14 protein-coding genes and 4 pseudogenes are annotated in these 17,399 nt (G+C 62.2%); 13 read left to right on the forward strand and 5 right to left on the reverse strand.

Features of this window, described 5'->3' with window-relative positions; translation table 11 throughout:
* Positions 1 to 7: 7 nt before the first annotated feature.
* The 9 genes and pseudogenes from NKH01_RS18985 (at position 8) to NKH01_RS19025 (ending at position 8,257) form a co-directional block, all read left to right on the forward strand.
* Entirely contained in the window at positions 8 to 1,225 is a 1,218-nt protein-coding gene (locus NKH01_RS18985; RefSeq protein ID WP_353021669.1) for a cytochrome P450, read from the forward strand.
* A 40-nt stretch (positions 1,226 to 1,265) separates the two neighbouring features.
* Positions 1,266 to 1,487 (forward strand): ferredoxin, encoded by a 222-nt coding sequence (locus tag NKH01_RS18990; RefSeq protein ID WP_352784612.1) that lies wholly within the window; start codon positions 1,266 to 1,268, stop codon positions 1,485 to 1,487.
* Positions 1,488 to 1,813: 326 nt separating this feature from the next.
* Entirely contained in the window at positions 1,814 to 2,434 is a 621-nt protein-coding gene (locus tag NKH01_RS18995) for a nitrogen fixation protein NifQ (protein ID WP_353021767.1), read from the forward strand.
* 264 nt (positions 2,435 to 2,698) lie between these two features.
* Positions 2,699 to 2,806 (forward strand): annotated as a pseudogene (locus NKH01_RS19000) (ABC transporter permease); the annotation flags it as partial.
* 495 nt (positions 2,807 to 3,301) lie between these two features.
* The gene (locus tag NKH01_RS19005; RefSeq protein ID WP_352752946.1) at positions 3,302 to 4,513 is read left to right on the forward strand and encodes a cysteine desulfurase family protein; all 1,212 of its coding nucleotides are present in this window, start codon (positions 3,302 to 3,304) and stop codon (positions 4,511 to 4,513) included.
* A 4-nt stretch (positions 4,514 to 4,517) separates the two neighbouring features.
* Entirely contained in the window at positions 4,518 to 5,672 is a 1,155-nt protein-coding gene (dndC, locus tag NKH01_RS19010) for a DNA phosphorothioation system sulfurtransferase DndC (RefSeq protein ID WP_353021673.1), read from the forward strand.
* A complete protein-coding gene (locus tag NKH01_RS19015) occupies positions 5,669 to 5,854 on the forward strand; it encodes a hypothetical protein (protein ID WP_353021676.1) in 186 nt (61 codons plus the stop codon). Before dndC ends, NKH01_RS19015 begins: the two co-directional genes overlap by 4 nt.
* Position 5,855: 1 nt before the next feature.
* Entirely contained in the window at positions 5,856 to 7,835 is a 1,980-nt protein-coding gene (locus NKH01_RS19020) for an AAA family ATPase (protein WP_353021678.1), read from the forward strand.
* On the forward strand, positions 7,835 to 8,257 hold the full coding sequence (locus NKH01_RS19025; RefSeq protein ID WP_352752941.1) for a hypothetical protein: 423 nt from the start codon (positions 7,835 to 7,837) through the stop codon (positions 8,255 to 8,257). Before NKH01_RS19020 ends, NKH01_RS19025 begins: the two co-directional genes overlap by 1 nt.
* A 5-nt stretch (positions 8,258 to 8,262) precedes the next feature.
* Here NKH01_RS19025 and NKH01_RS19030 read toward each other — a convergent pair whose 3' ends face one another.
* The 5 genes from NKH01_RS19030 to NKH01_RS19050 are packed head-to-tail and all read right to left on the reverse strand — an operon-like array spanning position 8,263 to position 13,954.
* Positions 8,263 to 9,129 carry a hypothetical protein gene (locus NKH01_RS19030; protein WP_352752940.1) on the reverse strand — a complete coding sequence of 289 codons (867 nt, stop codon included), beginning with the start codon at positions 9,127 to 9,129 and terminating at the stop codon, positions 8,263 to 8,265.
* Positions 9,130 to 9,139: 10 nt separating this feature from the next.
* Positions 9,140 to 10,276: an AAA family ATPase gene (locus NKH01_RS19035; RefSeq protein ID WP_353021681.1), complete on the reverse strand. Its 1,137-nt coding sequence runs from the start codon at positions 10,274 to 10,276 to the stop codon at positions 9,140 to 9,142.
* Positions 10,273 to 11,769, reverse strand: a complete 1,497-nt coding sequence (locus NKH01_RS19040) for an FtsK/SpoIIIE domain-containing protein (protein WP_353021684.1) — start codon at positions 11,767 to 11,769, stop codon at positions 10,273 to 10,275. Before NKH01_RS19040 ends, NKH01_RS19035 begins: the two co-directional genes overlap by 4 nt.
* Positions 11,766 to 13,793, reverse strand: coding sequence for a hypothetical protein (locus NKH01_RS19045; protein WP_353021686.1), 2,028 nt, complete (start codon positions 13,791 to 13,793; stop codon positions 11,766 to 11,768). Before NKH01_RS19045 ends, NKH01_RS19040 begins: the two co-directional genes overlap by 4 nt.
* Positions 13,790 to 13,954, reverse strand: coding sequence for a hypothetical protein (locus NKH01_RS19050; RefSeq protein WP_353021689.1), 165 nt, complete (start codon positions 13,952 to 13,954; stop codon positions 13,790 to 13,792). Before NKH01_RS19050 ends, NKH01_RS19045 begins: the two co-directional genes overlap by 4 nt.
* Positions 13,955 to 14,436: 482 nt before the next feature.
* Between NKH01_RS19050 and NKH01_RS19055 the strand changes: the two are divergent.
* The 4 genes and pseudogenes from NKH01_RS19055 to NKH01_RS19070 all read left to right on the forward strand — a co-directional run.
* Positions 14,437 to 15,415 (forward strand): annotated as a pseudogene (locus NKH01_RS19055) (IS110 family RNA-guided transposase); the annotation flags it as partial.
* Positions 15,416 to 15,935: 520 nt separating this feature from the next.
* The gene (locus tag NKH01_RS19060; protein ID WP_353021769.1) at positions 15,936 to 16,133 is read left to right on the forward strand and encodes a phage integrase N-terminal SAM-like domain-containing protein; all 198 of its coding nucleotides are present in this window, start codon (positions 15,936 to 15,938) and stop codon (positions 16,131 to 16,133) included.
* Positions 16,134 to 16,171: 38 nt separating this feature from the next.
* A pseudogene (locus NKH01_RS19065) lies at positions 16,172 to 16,777 on the forward strand (tyrosine-type recombinase/integrase).
* A gap of 9 nt (positions 16,778 to 16,786) precedes the next feature.
* Positions 16,787 to 17,348 (forward strand): annotated as a pseudogene (locus NKH01_RS19070) (IS91 family transposase); the annotation flags it as partial.
* Positions 17,349 to 17,399 lie beyond the last annotated feature (51 nt).

Consider the following 17,399-nt stretch of genomic DNA (forward strand, 5'->3'; position numbering starts at 1 on the left):
AAACAAAATGGCGACCAACCCCGTTCCAGATCATGTCCCGCCCGAAATGGTGAGGGACTTCAGCCTGTTTACATCGCCAGGGATGCCACCAACACCCAACGGGGATCCACACGCAGCTGTCGCTTGCGTACATGACGGGCCTCCGATCTTTTACTCCCGCTACAACACGCAAGATGGCCGGGGTACCTGGGTCATCACCCGTGCCGCGGACCAGCGGAAGGTGCTGCAGGACGCAGAGACTTTTTCCAGCCATCGCAGCATCTTCTCCTCCATACTGGGTGAAAACTGGCCGACGATCCCGCTTGAGCTCGATCCACCGGCCCATGGCGTCTTTCGCTCACTGCTCAATCCGCTGCTTTCGCCAAAGCGGGTGTTGGCTTTGGAACCGGCTGTCCGCGAACGGGCGGTCGAGCTGATCGAAAGGATCGCCGCGTCGGGCACAAGCTGCGACGTGATGAAGGATTTTGCCTTTCCTTTCGCGGTGAGCACCTTTCTTCGCTTTCTGGGGTTGCCCGATGACCGACTCGATACATTCGTCGGCTGGGGGAAAGATCTGCTCCACGGCGACGATAAGGAACGACCTGTGGCTGCCCGGACGATCGTGGCATTCATCGACGAACTTGCAGCCATGCGCCGCCAGGAGGCGGTTGACGATTTCATGAGCTTTATCGTGCAGGCACGGGTCGAGGGCCGCCGGCTGACGGACACCCAAGTCCGCGGCATCGGCGTGCTTGTCTTCGTCGCTGGGCTCGACACGGTCGCAGCAGCTATAGGCTTTGACTTGGCGTACCTCGCGCGCAACCTCAAAGATCAGCAATTGCTGCGGAGCGAACCGGACCGCATCCCGCTCGCAACCGAAGAATTGCTGCGGGCCTATCCGCCCATTCAGTTGATCCGCGTGGCTACGAAAGATATCGACTTCGAAGGCGCGCCGATCCGGAAGGGGGACTATGTTTCCTGCGCTACGATGATTGCAAATCGTGACCCGGCGGAATTCGAATGCCCCAACACTATCGATTTGGAGCGGGAGGACAACCGCCACGCAGCGTTTGGCTATGGTCCCCACCGTTGCCTTGGCTCACACCTTGCCCGGCGGGAGATTGTCATTGGCCTGGAGGAGTGGCTGGCGCGCATCCCGGCTTTCAGGATCAAGCAGGGTACGGCACCGATAACTTCTGGCGGCCATGTGTTCGGGATCGAAAAATTGATCCTGGACTGGTCTTAGGCCCGCCCCGAGCCGGGGCACAGACAATGGAGGCAGCGCCATGCGCATCATCGTCCAAAAGGCCAAATGCCAGGGTCACGCGCGATGCGCGGCGCAAGCGCCGGACATCTTCAAACTCGATGATGAGGGTTACATCCTGCCTGGTGACATTGAAGTTGCGGAAGGGGAGGAGCTGCCTGCATCGCGAGGCGCGCGATCCTGTCCTGAACGTGCGCTGGAACTCACTCGCCGACACTCTGAATCAGACGTCATTCAACCGTGAGTCTGGCGGGCTTGAATGGGGCCGACCATCTGGCCGCACTGGAAAGGACGGCACGCGACCTCTGTCCCAGGACGGTCCACGTCCCACTCCGCGGGTGCATTTCCGGCGCCAGTGTTCCCCATGAGGCGCAAACGGCAGGGCGGGGGCTCGCGAAACGCCTCTTCCAATCACAGAATTTGCGACAGAGCCGATGGACCAGACGAAAATTGCCGAACTACTCGACCGCGAGGCGATCGCGACTGCGTGTACCTGAAGAACTGCCCGACCCATGTTACGGCAGGCCGGATCTCTGCATGATTTGATAGGACAAACCAGGAGAACGCACCATATTTGCCCAACATTATGCCCGGCTCAGCGCCGGCCAATGGCCGCAGATCGAGCTGGAGAGGAGGTTCGACCAGCATGTGCTTGCCTGTGTGCTTTCACGCGCGCTCGAGGAGATCGAGGCCGGCGAGGCGACTGTGACGGAGGCAACCGGACTTTCGCGCGCCGAGCTGCGCGATGTCCTGTCCCGCTGTTTCCCTGCTATTCCTATCAACGCGTTTGCCTTGAAAGAGGTGAGCGAGCCCGAGCCGGATCTGGAGGAAGAACTGCTGCATGGACTGCTGTTGGCGCATGCCCGACCTGGCGACCCGACGAGCGCCCGCTTCGCCAGGATCATCGCCCGGCGTGCCATGCGCAATGACCACCTCTGGCAGGAGCTTGGCCTTTTTAATCGGACCGAGCTCGGCCGCCTGCTCGCCTCGCATTTTCCGATGCTGGCGGCCGGCAACACCCAAAACATGAAATGGAAGAAATACTTTTACCGCAAGCTCTGCGAGGCCGAAGGTTTTTCGCTGTGCAGCGCGCCCAGTTGCCGGGAATGCAATGATTTCGAAAGCTGTTTCGGCCCGGAGGAAGGCGAAAGCCGCCTCACACGGATCAAGGACGGCATCGCCTCGGATTGAGAGCCGCTTCGTAGATTGTACAGCGCCAGCGCTCGCGCCGCGCCATGTGTCTCTTGTCGAATGTCGACGGACACCTTCGGGGATTGAATGCTGTGCCTGCTGTCCGATTACTCGCCATGCTCGCTTCGGCGGGCGCCGTCATGATGGCGGTGCAGGATGCGACCCGCACCATCGCCGCCGAGCAACTGGTGTTCTCCGGGCCGTTGCTGCTCGCCTGCCTCGGGGTTGCGGCGCCTGGGCGGCCGCGGTTCACCGCCGTCATTGTTCGCGCTGGTGCACAGTTTCGCCTCGCTCACCCATTGGGGCGGCCAGATTGTCTCCGGCGCGGCCATCAATTTCGTTGCTGCCGGCTCCGCCATCATTCTCGGCCAGGTTCCGGCAGGGCGCGCGCTGGGGTTCCTGGAAGCTTTTCGAACTTTCTGGATCACGCCTCAACCGAATTGCGTGTGCTTGTTGGACAAATTAGGTCACTAGATTCGGATTTAGGATAGATTCAGGAGGCTTCGAATTTCTAACGCTCGCGACCTCGCAGGTCGTTCACGTCAGCACGAAGGCGTCTCTACGTGTCTTATTGGCAGCTATGCGCCTGATGTCGGTCATTGAAAGTTGATGGCCACCCCCCGAAAGCGGACGTCGCTCGCAACCAACCATGACGTGACGAGCTCACCCGTTTTGCTGGGCCCTATGCCTCAGCGCCTCGACGACGATGACATCGCCGGCGACAGTTGCCGCCGACTTTGATATGACAGGTGGTGCCAAGGCATTAGGGGGGAGCAGACTGCCGTCAGAACAGTTCCTTGGCGACCAATACCCCGGCCCCGGTGCGGGTGTTGCACTCAGCGACTCTAGAGGTTAATCCGGGGGCGAATGAAACCACCGGCTGAACACATCACTGACGCCATGGGCTCGATCGATAGACACGGAATCTATCTCGACTACCAAGCGACGACGCCGCTGGACCCTCGTGTCCTAGAAGCCATGCTGCCGCATCTAACTGCGTTGGGGAATCCGCACTCCAGTCGCCATGACCACGGCATCGCGGCGATGGCCGCGGTGGACACGGCGCGGGCGCAAGTCGCCGCCCTGGTCGGTGCTGAACCGGACGAGATCGTCTTCACCTCGGGTGCCACGGAGGCCGACAACCTTGCGATCAAGGGCCCGCTCGCTTCGTCCAGGCGGGACGGCGTCGTCACCTTGGCTACCGAACACCATGCCGTATTAGATGTGGTGCTGGCGACTGGCCGGAGAGGCGCCCGGTCGACGATCATCGGCGTGGACGGCGAAGGCCTTGTCGATCTCGATGCACTTGCGCAGACTGTGGACGAAGGGACGGCCGTGGTCAGCGCCATGGCCGCCAACAACGAGATCGGCGTCCTGCAACCCCTGGCGGAAATCTCCCGGATCGCGAAGCGCGCCGGCGCCTTATTCCACAGCGACGCGGCGCAGGCGATAGGCAAAGTTCCGTTCGACGTGGCCGAAACCGGTGTCGACATGGCTAGTATCTCGTCGCACAAGCTGTACGGACCGATGGGCGTTGGCGCCCTCTATATGTCCCGTGACGCGGGTCGACGCATCAGCCCGATCATCGAGGGGGGCGGTCAGGAGCGCGGCTTCCGCAGCGGTACGTTGCCGGTGGCGCTATGTGTCGGCTTCGGCGAGGCCTGCAGGATATCCGGGGAAGTGATGACGAAGGAGGCTGGGCTCCTGCGGGAGTTGCGGGCCGCATTCATGGAACGTCTGCGCGAGATCGGCGTGCGGTTCACGATCAACGGTACGATGGGCGAACGCTTGCCGGGAAATCTCAATCTCAGCTTCGACGGTGTGGACGCCGAGGCGTTGCTAATGCGCCTGCGCGGGAAAGTGTCGGTAGCTTCGGGTTCGGCATGCACTTCCGACAGCCTCGATCCCAGCCATGTCGTGATGGCACTGGGGTTTGGCTTGGAGCGCGCCGAAGAAGCCATCCGCATCGGCTTCGGACGGTTCACTACGCTCGACGAGGTGTTAACAGGCGCCGGGACGATGGCGGAAGCGGTGGCTAAACTGCGCCGAGTCGGCTACAACCGGACCAAAGGAGCTTAAGTCGATGAGCCTGTTGCCTTTAGCTGCCCAGATGGATGAGGACGCGCTCGAGGACAAGCTCGAAGCGGCCAAGGCTGATCTGGCGGATGAGTACGGTCAAAACCACAAATATCCCTGGATCATCGGCTTCTCCGGCGGCAAGGACAGTACCCTTGTCCTGCAGCTGGCGATGGAGATGCTGCTCGAGCTCCCGCCCAGCGAACGAAAACGCACGGTGCACGTCGTCTCGAACGACACCCTCGTCGAAGCCCCGGTTGTCGCCGACCTGGTTGACAGGACCTTGGACCGCATTTCTGACGCTGTGACGGCGATGCGCTTGCCCATAGTCGTGGCGAAGACGGCGCCCAAGGTCGACCAGACTTTCTGGGTCAACTTGATCGGACGGGGCTATCCGGCCCCAAGCAGGACCTTCCGCTGGTGTACGGACCGCATGAAGATCCAGCCGACATCCCATTACATCCGGAGTCGAGTATCTGAAAACGGCGAAGTCATCCTTTTGCTTGGTGTGCGCCGTCAGGAATCAGCGACTCGAGCGGTTAGCATGAGCCGGTATGATAACGGCGAGAGGCTGAATGACCACAACGACCTCAAAGGCTGTAAGGTGTTTCGTCCGATCGTGGATTTCTCCACCGACGAGGTCTGGACAACCCTGTTGCAACGTCGCCCACCATGGGGCGGCAGCCACCGCGATCTGGTGGCACTCTACAAGGATGGTCAGGGGGGCGAGTGCCCGCTGGTGCTCAGTAAGGAGGATGCTCCGTCATGCGGTACGTCGTCCTCGCGATTCGGCTGCTGGACCTGCACCGTCGTCGTGAAGGACCGGAGTATGGCCGGCTTCATCGAGGCGGGTCACGAGAACCTCGAACCACTTATGGATTTCCGCGACTGGCTTGCCGAAATCCGGAACGATCCGGCTCGCCGATCGGCGCGGCGCCGCAACGGCCAGACGACGTTCCTTGCCGACGGCTCATTGGTCCCGGGACCGTTCACGCCGACCGCGCGTCGGGAAATTCTCGATCGCCTGCATCAGGTCGAACGTGCCACCGGCCGCACCCTGATCACCGCCGCCGAGATCGAGGCGATCAACCGCATCTGGGCCGAGGACGCCGCCGCCGTCGTCGCTTCTGTCGAGGCTAGCGCTCTTGAGGCGGTTTCGTGAAGCCGGCGCTGCTCCGTACGCCCGCCGGTCGGGAATTGCTGCAGCGACTGTCCACCGAACGGGGTGTTGATCCCACGATCGTGGATGACCTGTTGGACGCCATCGATGAGCATGCCGGTATGCTACGCCGCCGCGGTCTCTTCCAGCGCTTCGATGCTATTTTCGACAAGGCCCGGGAATAGCATGCGCCTTAACGCCATCGGGCTACGCAACTGGAAGTCCTATCGTCGCTTCCGGTTGGACATTCCCTACGGTCGCGAAAAACCAGTCGCGCTGATCGAGGGTAACAACGGATCAGGGAAGACCAGCCTACTCGAGGCCTTCGTCCTGTGTCTCTACGGGCGGCTTGGCATTCCGCTGCTGGCCCGCGCTAATTCCGTCAGCCGTGTAGACCGGTCATATGAACGCTTCATGGAGCGTGCGCTGAACTCAGGAGCGCGCCAAGGGCGGGCGCAAATCGCGATTGAGATCACTTTCCAATCGGACGACAACGAGTACGTCATCGAGAGGATCTGGCATTTCGTTGACGGCGCCCTGCGCAAGAACGACGAGGAAGTGCGCATCTTCCAAGGGGCCGACCGCATAATCCTTGCTTCCCCCGACCCCGAAGACGACGAGCGGTTCGTCCGGGACTTCGTCGATCAGAACATCCTTCAGAACAATCTTGCGGGCTTCTTCATCCTAGACGGTGAACACCTCGAGCGCATGGCGAGCATCAATATGGACGGCCAGGTCAAGACGGCGCTGGAAGCCGCGATCGGGATCGACCGGCTGCATCGCGCCTCGGCTGACCTTCGCACCTATGCGCGGGAGCGGCGCCGCAACCTTCCCGACAACGCGGCTGCCACGGCCGAAGCCCGGCTCGCGCTTAACAATCTGGGGCGCGAGATCGAGGAACGCGCGACGTCGGTGGAACTGCTTCTGGCGGTCATCGGGCCGTTGCGGGAGCGGCGTGATGACGTAGTCAGCCGTATCGGCCGCCTGCACGGCGACAGCTACCGTGCGTTCAAGACGCATTTCGAGCAGCGCGAAAGCGTGATCCGGGAACGAGACGCTCTCCGCGATGAACTGCGTCGTTTGCTGAGCGGCGAGCTCGCACAGGCGCTGGCCGGCGAAACTCTCAGGACTGCCGCACTAGAGCGGATCGAGGCTGAGCATAAGGCCGCGCAAGTCAAGGGGGACGAGGAGCGGAACCTGAACCGCGCCTCGGAATTCGTGGACCGCGTCTCGCGCCACACGACGGTGACGGACGATGTCGCCCGTGCTCTCGCCCTGGCGTGGCGGGAGATGTGGGGAAATCGCACCGCGGATGCCGGCGGCCCCCTGCTCTCGCATTTGGGCGAGACAGATCGCCTTTCCGTGGCGGAGCATCTCCGTAAGTTGTCGTCGGTCAGTGCCTCCGACATCCGGGATCTCGCCCGCGCGGTTTCTAGGGCCGACGAGAGAATTGGCCAACTCGATCGCGCCTTAGGCGAGCAGAAGGGTACGGACGACGAGTCCAAGTCGTTGGCGGAGGAGTTGAACGGAATCCAGGAAGAACTGGCCCGCGCGGAAGCCCGTCACGCGATGGAAGCTGCCGCGTTGCGGGAGTTGGAGGACAGGCGTTCATGCGAGGAGCAACAGTTGGCGGCGGTCTCGCTGGGCGAGAGCGGCAACGCGGTGGCGCTCAAACGGAGCGCCGCGGCGGACCGGGCCGCCGATCTGATCGACGCTCTTGCCGACGCTGCCGTTCCGCAAAACCTCGATGCGCTGTCCGCCGAGATTACCGACGCCTATCGCTCGATGGCGCACAAGACTGTGGTCGAACAGATCAAGGTCAACGAGGAGGGACGTGTTACACTGCTCGACCGGTCCGGACGGGATCTGCATGAACTCGACGCCAGCGCCGGCGAAAACCACATCTTCACGCTGTCGCTGATGTCCGCTCTCGCCCGCCTAGCCGCGGACTTCCCCATCATCATGGACAGTCCGTTCGCGAGGCTCGACGCCGAACATCGCCGTAGGGTAATCGGCCATTTCACGGAAATGGACCGACAACTCGTCCTTCTTGTTCATCCGGCCGAGCTTCATCCCGGCGAGCTGGCGCTTGTGACACGACGGAGCGGCGAATCGCTGAAGCTGCCTTCGACCGAACGCCTGCCAGTAACGGGAGCGGCATCCTGATGTCGGCGACAATGGTAGAATTCACGCGCGGTGACTTCAGAACGTCGCGCTATGCCGACGAACTGAACAGCCGATTTCAGGGCTTCCTAGGTCTGCCGCATCGATATGGGCCGGCAAGGCTCGCTCTGGGTCGGTCGCTAAGTATTCCCCAACTCCCCTCCTTTGAATTGGGCAGCATGGGTTACGGCAAGCCGATCAAGGGCGAGCAGCTGTTCGGCCAGGGTATAGAGCTGGCAACGTGGATCACCCTGATCTCGGAGCATGACGCGAGGTCGGGCGAAGCGATGACCCGCAAGCGAATGCAGTCCTTGGCGGCATCGCATTGGCAGCGCGGCATAACGCTGCTGTGGGAAGACTGGAGAGCCAGCACCGGGGATTTCGACACGTTCGTTGGGCGCTTGGTCGGCATGGCCCGTCTATAATCAATTCAGGCGGCCACCAGGATTTCGTTGATGCGCTTCTCCAACTCCTGAGGCCGCCGACCGGACTTCTCCATCATGGTGGCGAGGAACCAGCGGATGTCGCCCACCGTGTCGAATCGCCTGCTCAGCCTGCCGATGAGTCGCTTCGTATCCACGAACCTGAGAAGCCAACGCCACTTGTCCTCGTCCGGACCTGGGGACGAGTCCACGATGGCGTCGAGAAGCGGTCGGACAGCCGCGGCAGCCGCCAGGCCGTTCTCGTGCGTGAAAGCCTCCAGCTCCTTCTCGCACTCGGCTTCGAGCTCTTCGGCGAGCTTGTGCACTAGGTGGTTCGACGCGCGATTGATGCCGGCCACATGACACGCCACGAAAAGCCGCTGCACGAGCAGGAGGTTCTCAATCTCTACCAACGCACGCTCGAGCGCCGCCCTGCATTCCGCCTCGGTCCCTTTTCCCGATCGTGTGAAGGACTTCACTAGATCGGCCATTAGGTCGGGCTCCAGCAGATAGGCTTCGATCTCCCAACGGCGGGTCGTATAGAACTCCTCGTTCCACGTCGCCGCCTCGAAAACGGCATCATCGAGCGCGAAGAGGTTATCCCAGTCGCGGTGTCGGAAAAGCCAGTCCCGGTCCACGAAACCGAACGCAGGGATCTTGTCCACCTCACGACTCTTTTTGACCGCAGCGGCCACCGCGGTGCATCCTGAGCCCTGCACGAGGTCGTTGGCCTGGACGAAATCGACGCGGTCCATGTAGCTAGCGAACCAATACCGCTCGAACAGCCGCAAGTCGTCGACGCCTTCGAGCACGATGCGTGGCAGGCCTAGATGGGTAGCACCGATCTGCCGTTCGTCGTCGAACTCGTCGAACATGACTACATTGTCAGTCATCGTCCGACCTGAACTTGGGTTTGACGAGACAGCCGCTCTTGAAGAGCCCGTCCTCGACGGTCTTCGGAGCCAGAAGCCGCATCGAGTCCGTCTGGTGCGAGGTCAGCACGAAACTCAGACCGTCGCGCTCTTGCGCCCAACTCTTGAGGATGTTGATGAGGCGACGGCGCATCACGGTATGCAGATGCTGTTCGGTCTCGTCGATCAGCACGATCGTTGAACCGGTCATGTGTGCGGCGATACGGATGGCCAACTGGACCAGTTGCCGTTCGCCGCTGCTGAGCTGGTCGAGCCGATGATGGTCTCCGCTCGCGGTCTCCACGGGGATCGACAGTTCGTTGCGATCAACGGCGCCGAGACGCTTCGTTCCCTTGAACACAACGTCGTTCACGATCTCCCGGCAGATCTTTTCCCGGTCGTCGCCGAGCCAAGCGAACCACACGAGCAGGTTCTCGATGGACTCGGCCCAGTTCGTGCCGTCTGGACCGAACAGATGGGTGGGCGAATAGCCCAGGGATTTGGGACGCACGATGGAGCGGTTTTCGTGCGGCGGCCGACGCAGGCCTCGGTCGGAATGGAAATACAGCACCGTCGGCAGGGCCATCGAGGTGCCCCAAAGCGACAGCGGATGCTGGTCTAGGCTCTGGATTATCGCCTCGGCGAATTCGAGCGCCAGCGGGGAGGACGAGTTGGATCGCTCGACAGGGCCGTAGCCGAGCCTTTTGCCGTAGAAAAGCAGTTGCTGGTCCTCGTACACTCCGATGCGCTCGCACTCCTCGGGTGTCCAAAATTTCAGCGGTTTGTCCGCCCCCGCCACCATCGAGATCAGGTGCATAACCGACCGGCGCCCGTCGTCAAGCTGGACCAGCGCGTCGAGCTGGATCGCGCCTTTTCCGCTATCGAGCGCCTCGTGGCCGTAAGCCTCGCTTGTGCGCGCCCGCAGCAAGGACATAGCGCAGTAGATGGCGTCGAGAATGGTGGTCTTGCCCGCGCCGTTCTTTCCCATGATCAGGAAGACGTTGGTGGGGTTGCCTGTCGGATCCAGGAACGGGACGAACGTCTTTCCCCGCAAAGGGCCGACGTCGACGGTAGAAATGCCCACCAGAGAGAATTTGGTCGGTCTGTTCATGTGTGCCTCGAATTGGCCGCGGCTACGGCTCGCTTCACATCGGCGACGTCCACACGCGCGCCGTGTGCCCGGAGAATCGGTCTCCCGGCCAGCTTAATGAGCATGTCGCCACGCATCATCAAGTCTTCGGCGCCGGACTCGTCAAGAATGATCCTAGAGTCCGAGGACTTTTGGACCGTCAACGCGATGCGACTGGGTATGTTGGCCCTAAGCAGACCGGGGAAAGTAGCTGCTTCCGGTCGCTGGGTCGCCAGCAGAAGGTGGATGCCGACAGCCCTGGCCTTCTGCGCGATGCGGACCAGTGGCTCTTCCGCACCGGTGCGCGACATCAGAAAATCGGCGAGCTCGTCCACAACGACCACCAGCCGTCTCATCGGACTGCCGGCGGCACGTGCCTCCGCAATGTTCCGGGCGCCGAATTCTCTTAGACGCTCCTGTCGCGCGTCCATCTCCTCGACGACGGCACGCAGCATTTCCACGGCAGCCCCCATCTCGGTAACGACCTTTTCGCCACGCAACAGTTTGAGCCCGTCGTACTCCGCGAAGTCTACACCTTTCGGGTCGATCATGAGCAACTCGGGCGGGTTGTCCGAAGCCAGCATCGACAGAAGGATAGCGTTCATGCAGACTGACTTGCCGCTGCCGGTGGCGCCAGCCACGAACATGTGCGGCGCCTCGACGAAGTCGAACACGACGGGTTCGCCGATAACGTCGACGCCTGGGCATACCGCCAACGCCGCATTGGAGGACATGAACGCCTCAACCAGCGGAGGCCACGGCACGTCGCGCCATGCGCCGGACGGCCGGGGAATGTCGAGCACGACCCGCCGCTCGCCGGGTTCGCGGCCGAAAGCGATCGTACCCGTACCCAGACCGATGGCGAAGGCCAGATCCTCGAGGCCGCGGCGAAGTCTGTCGTAGTCCTCGACGCCGCCCAAGGTCAGCCTGTGACGAGAGAGGCGGGGTCCTGAAATGGGCTCGCCGATCGGGTTCGCGTCCACGCCGATCTGCTGTAGTCCCTTCTTGAGGATATCGAACTGTACGTCACCCTTGTTGGTCGAGTGATCGTCGTCGACCGACGGCCGGAAGTAGAGGCTGTCTAGGAGGACATCGTGGAAACTTGTACCCGGCAACCAGCTTTCGTGCAGCAATTCCATACCACGACGCGCGTGGCGCTGCAGCACCTCGACATACAGGTCGTGGTTCTCGAACAGGTCCTCGTCCCGGCGAAGGGACAATAGCAGCGCGAAAGCGTCGTCGTAATCGGGTTCTTTCGCGCGACCGGTTATCTGCTCCAGATGCAACTCGCTCGGCGACTTCGGCATGGCCTTGTAGCGCTCGTCCGGTTCGTCGCTTTCCTGTAGGGAGCGGGCGATGGCGATGCGGACAATCCACCAGTAGACGCCGCGCCTGCCGTCCTGCATCAGACCGTCGTCGATAATGCGCTCGAAAAACGCGCGCTCCTCGACGGTGAAATAGATGCTGTCCTTCATAGCTCTACCGGCATCAGCTTGGCGGTCTCGCCGCCCTCGTTGTCGATGCGGTATCGGCGCCGGATATGCTCACCGAGCAGATCGTCGGCGATCTCGGTGAATTCGGTGTCGGTCGGCAATAGGATGAGAGGCGCGCCAGCCTCCGGAAAATAGTCACGCATCAGGAGGTTGCGGTTGGTGCCGTCGATACGGCCCAGGGGCGTGTCGACGATCACCGGGATGGATCGGGCGGCCTCCTCCTTCAGCGCCCAAAGCATCGACATGGCGATGAGTTGGCGCATGCCTGCCGAGATGCTGTGGCGCGAGACCTCCTCGCCGTCCTGGTCGAAGTAGCTCATGATGAATTGTCCGTCGAGGCGGACGCTTTTCACCAATTCACTGGGCGCGAGCAGGATGGCCACCTTTTGGTTCACCCGATCCTCCACGGACTGTCGGATGCGTGAGCGCCGCAGCTCCAGGTAGCGTTCGAGGGCGCGCTTAGCCCGGAGAGCGAACCGATAACCTTCGTCCAGCTCCATGGAGACTTTGTACTCCTTCATCTCCTGGGCGGCGCGTTCGTCGTGGCCAACGGCTTCGTGGGCAAAGCCCTTTTCGTCCACCAGTGCCTTGGCTGACCGCTGCATCGCGTCGCGAATCGCTTCTCCGATCCTAGTAATCTCGGCGGTGATTTCCTCATACCGCGCTCGAGCCTCGTCGGTGCTCAGCTCCGCTTCGTCCAGCTCCTTGCGCAATCTACGCGTCTCGGTGACCAGTTCGCGCATGCGACGAAGTTGCGCACGCTCCTCGGCGAAGTCGGCGGCTCCGCGGCTTCTCCAGACTAGGAACCGGTCGCGCAGCGCCTTGGTCTTCTTGGCGCTTAGCGACGCCAACACCGGATGCTGATCGCCGGACACAACGCCGAGCGTTCGCAACGATTCCCTAATGTCGTTCTGCAGGTCAGTCTGCTGCTTGGCATTCAGCGTCACCGGATCCTCGATCGTGGTGAGGCTGCGTACCGTCATGGCCGGTAATTCCGCATGTAATCTCCCGGCCAGGCTCGCGTCGGCCGTGGTCTGGCGGTCCAAAACGGCGAAGGCCTCATCCACAAGGTGTGGCTGGGTACGGAAGACGATCTCGAGCGGCAGGCGTTCCGCTAATTCGTCTGCCAGGGTCTGACATTGGGTTGCCAGGACTTCCAACCGGTCGTGGAAGCGCTTCGCCTCGCTTTCCGAAAGGGTGCCGCTGCGCAAACGTTGCCGTTCCCCATCGAGCCGAGCGCGCCTCGCCTCCAGATCAAGCAGTTCTTCCTCGGCCGCCACCCGTGCTCGCGCCTGGACGGCCTCGTTGGCGCGAGCCTCTCGGGCGGCGTTTTCCGCCTCAACGACGCTTTTCATGACGTCGACAGGCAAACGCGCCCGGCTTCGGCGGTTGGCGTCGTCGTTCACCTTATCGATCAGGTGTGCTACGAAGTGCAGCCCCAAAAGACGTTCGATCTCGCCGGCCTCGCGTCCGATCTCCGCGTCGGCGAGCGACTGCACCTGTTCGCCGTCAAAAAAGAAGAAGGGCACCAATTCGCGCGGGAGCATTGCCTGCAGCGCGTCCTCCGCAGCGTTGCCATCAAGGGGCGAACTTACCGGGCCGAATTCGACCAGTTCGGAGTATGCCGAAAAGCTCTTCTGGCCAACGAAAGTGCGGCGCGCCCGATGCACCACGCCGCCTTCGGTCCAGCACAACGACACGCTAGCACGGTTATGCCCCTGCTGCCGCGCGGTCTTGTTGAACACCCCGGACCAACGTCCGGGCTGGCCCAGAACATATTGCTTATCTGTAAGCGCGGTGCGCGAGAAGCCTACCCGCCGCAGAGACTCGTCCTGCGCGCCCGCGAAGAGGAGTTTCGCGCTGTTGAGCAGGCTAGTTTTTCCGGCGCCGTTGCGCCCCTTGATGAGCACTATGTTGCGCTCACCATCCTGCGTCTCGGACAGGTCCACCGAGCAGGTCCCGTTATAGGCGAACATATTCTCGATATCGAAGGAAACGAACTTCAATCCTTCGACCCCAGCCCGGCTGAAATGACTTCTTCGACCCTTCGGGCCAAGCGCGACTTGGCGCTGCGGGCGGACATGTTCGGGAATTCGCTTTCGAGATCCAACAACGCCTGCACGGTCACCGGCGGTAGCTCGAACTCGCGGGACACCCGCTCGATCAACTTGTCCTCTGCTTCGGATATGTTAGACATCTTAGCCCCCGTAGCACCCAATACCACGAAATCCTTATGTTGTATGAATTTTCAGACCGAAGGGGCATACAATGGCTTCAATATTTTTCTGATGGTTAGCAGCTCTCGTCGGCCGTTTCAGTGTCCGGTGACCGGCTGACGGCCACGAGTTCGCCTGTGGCGTGCCAGGCTTGCTCGAGGAATTCACCCCTGCGGTATTCTTGCCGCTGGAGCACCATTGATGAACGGCAGCTATTCCATTCGGCACGTTCAACAGCCGACAGTCCACTGTCGGCCCCACAGCCGCCGGGCTGCAATGCGCCTCATGCACGAACATGACGTAATCGCGGGAGGGGTGGCCACCAAAGCTGTGGCGGCGATGTTCGGAGCTCTAGCCGGCTGGCTGTCCCCCGATAGGATGAAGAACGGGCTCACGATGGACACCGGGCCCAGGCATCGAACGGAGGACAGCCATGGAGCAGTATATCGGTCTCGACGTATCTATGAAAGAGACGGCAATTTCGATCCGGCAGGACGGCAAAAGGATGTGGCGGGGCAAGTGCGCGTCCGACCCGCAACTACTCGCGGCGCTGATCCGCAAGCGCGCACCCGATGTGCGGCGGGTGGTATTCGAGACGGGGCCGCTGTCGGTGTGGTTCTACCATGTGCTGATGGCAGAGGGGCTGCCGGTGATCTGCATCGACGCGCGGCATGCCAAGGCAGCGCTCGACATGCCGCGAACAAGACCGATGCGAACGATGCCGATGGCCTGGCACATCTGGCCGAGGTCGGCTTCTACCGAGAGGTTCGGGTCAAAGGTTTCGACAAGCATGCTGATCCGCACGCTGATCACCGCGCGGCGCCAGCTTCTCAAGATGCGTTTGCAGATATCCAACCAAATCCGCGGATTGATGAAGACGTTCGGCCTTGTCGTGCCCAAGGGCGCCGGCAGCGTGTTCGCAACGTTCACGATCTTCTGCAGGGCGAAGCAAAGCTGGCGCGCATCGTCGTGCCAATGCTTAGGGCATGGAGTGATATTCGATACCAGATAGCAGAGCTGAGCAAGCAACTGGCCGCGATGGCTCGTGAAGACCAGCACTGCCGTCTGCTCATGTCGGTGCCCGGTGTCGGCACCGTCACAGCCACCGCCTTTGCCGCGGCCGTGGAGGATCCGGCGACTTCAGGAACTCGCGCGCCGTGGGCGCATGGGTAGGCCTGACCCCGAGACGCTACCAGTCCGGCGAAGTCGATAATAACGGCCATATCTCGCGCCGTGGCGACAATCAGTTGCGCGGACTGCTATACGAAGCGGCCGCGGTCATCCTGAACCGGTCGACGGATACCAGCACCCTGCGAACCTGGGCGTTGGAGCTCAAAGAACGGCTCGGCTTCAAACGAGCCGCCGTGGCCCTGGCGCGCAAGCTGGCAGTGATCATGCATGCGATGCTCCGGTGCTGTTCGATCCGCACGGAGGAACGCCCGCCGCCGCCTGATCCTGCAGAGGCTCGACCACGACGATTTTTTCGGGCCATTCAACCAATAGCGTTCTTACAGGACGCACCGAGCCGTCCCTGCCGGGACGTGGCTGGGATTATTCCGCGAAGCGGGAAGCAACTGCCTCGTTAAGCAGATTGCGCAACGAACATAGGAAGATCTCACCTGCGAAACTCATCCTGCGGCGATCTTTGCATCGACCGCGTAGACGACCCTGTACCCCGCATACGAACGAACGAACATGGACAGAAAGGACGACTGGCTTGCACTCACCCCCTTGACGGCCGAGCGATTAGACGACCCGCTTCGCGGGAGGGGCGCCTCGGCCTGAGCTGGCGCGACTGCCATTTGACTTGAGCGGGTAGAGGCGTCGATCTGACCATGGAGTTCCCTTCAACGAGAGGAACTCGCCATGGCTACCCTGTCGACCGATGCACCAATCTCTCCGCTTCGCTAGCGCATGCAGCACGACATGCTCATGTGTGGCCTGGGCTCCCATACCCAGCAGAACTACGTTCGTCACGTCCGGCGCTTCGCTGTGTTCCTTGGCCGCTCGCCCGACACGGCGACGGCTGAGGACATCCGTCGATTCCAGCTGCATCAGCATGAGAGCGGCGTCGGCCCTGCGACGATCAATGGCGCGGGGTCTCGGCACTGCGGTTCCTGTTTCTCGTGACGCTGAAGCGTCGGGATCTGGCGCGTGCGCTGGTGATCATGAGGTATCAGCGCAAGCTGCCCGAGGTGCTGAGCGTGGAGGAAGCGGCGCGGCTGCTCGAAGCCGCACCCGGCACCAAGTACAAGGCCGCGCTCGGCGTCGCCTATGGCGCGGGCCTGCGCGTGTCCGAAGTCGCGCACCTCAAGATCGACGACATCGACTCGACACGCATGCTGATCCGCGTCGAACAGGCAAGGGACGCAGGGACCGCAACGCCATGCTCTCGCCGCAACTTCTGGAACTGCTGCGGCTGTGGTGGCGCGAAGGCAGGCAGCGCGGGGTGATGCTCCCCAATGGCTGGCTGTTCCCGGGGCGCAGCTTCACCGCGCCCGATCTCATCGAGGCAATTGCACCGCGCAGTCCAGGAGGCAGCCGAAGTCGCCGGCATCCGCCAACGCGTCAGCCCTCACACGCTGCGTCACAGCTTCGCCACCCACCTGCTCGAACAGGAGGTCGACATCCGCGTCATCCAGGTGCTGCTCGGGCACAGCAAGCTCCATACGACCGCGCTCTACACCAAGGTCTCGACCCGGACGATCCACGCGGTCGCAGGGCCGCTCGACCGGCTGATGGCGCTAATGGAAGGCAAGACGCCGCCCGGCTGAGCCGCGCACATCTCTGTTGAGGTCGCCGACATCTTCCGTGCTGCCGGCCCCGCCTATCGGGCCGCCCATGCAGGTCACCTGAGCCTCATCCAGCTCAAGGTGATGTCGGCGATCGAGCATGCCGCACCGCGGCGCTCGGCGGTCACGTCGAGGCCTGCGAAGACTGCGGCCAGTGGCGCATCGCCTCGCGGCCGCGCGTATATGGCTCGCCGAGCGGGAGGCCGACCTGCTGCCGGTCGGCTACTTCCATGTCGTGTTCACGCTGCCGGCCGAAGTCGCCGAGATCGCGTTCCACAACAAGGCGCTGGTTTATGACCTGCTGTTCAAGGCGGCATCGGACATGCTGACGATCGCGGCCGATCCCAGGCATCTCGGCGCGCGCATCGGCATCACCGCCGTGCTCCACACATGGGGATCGGCGATGACCCACCATCCGCATGTCCACATGATCGTGCCGGGCGGCGGCATCGCGCCGGACGGGAGCCGCTGGATATCGTCGCGCCCGGCCTTCCTGCTCCCGGTCAGAGTACTGGGCAAGTTGTTCCGCCGCCTGTTCCTCACCCGGCTGATCGCGGACAAGAAGGCCGAGGGCTTGGCGACGGGATCTGATCCCGGGGGTTCT

It is taken from the genome of Mesorhizobium sp. M1403 (genome assembly GCF_040317695.1).
GTDB lineage: Bacteria > Pseudomonadota > Alphaproteobacteria > Rhizobiales > Rhizobiaceae > Mesorhizobium.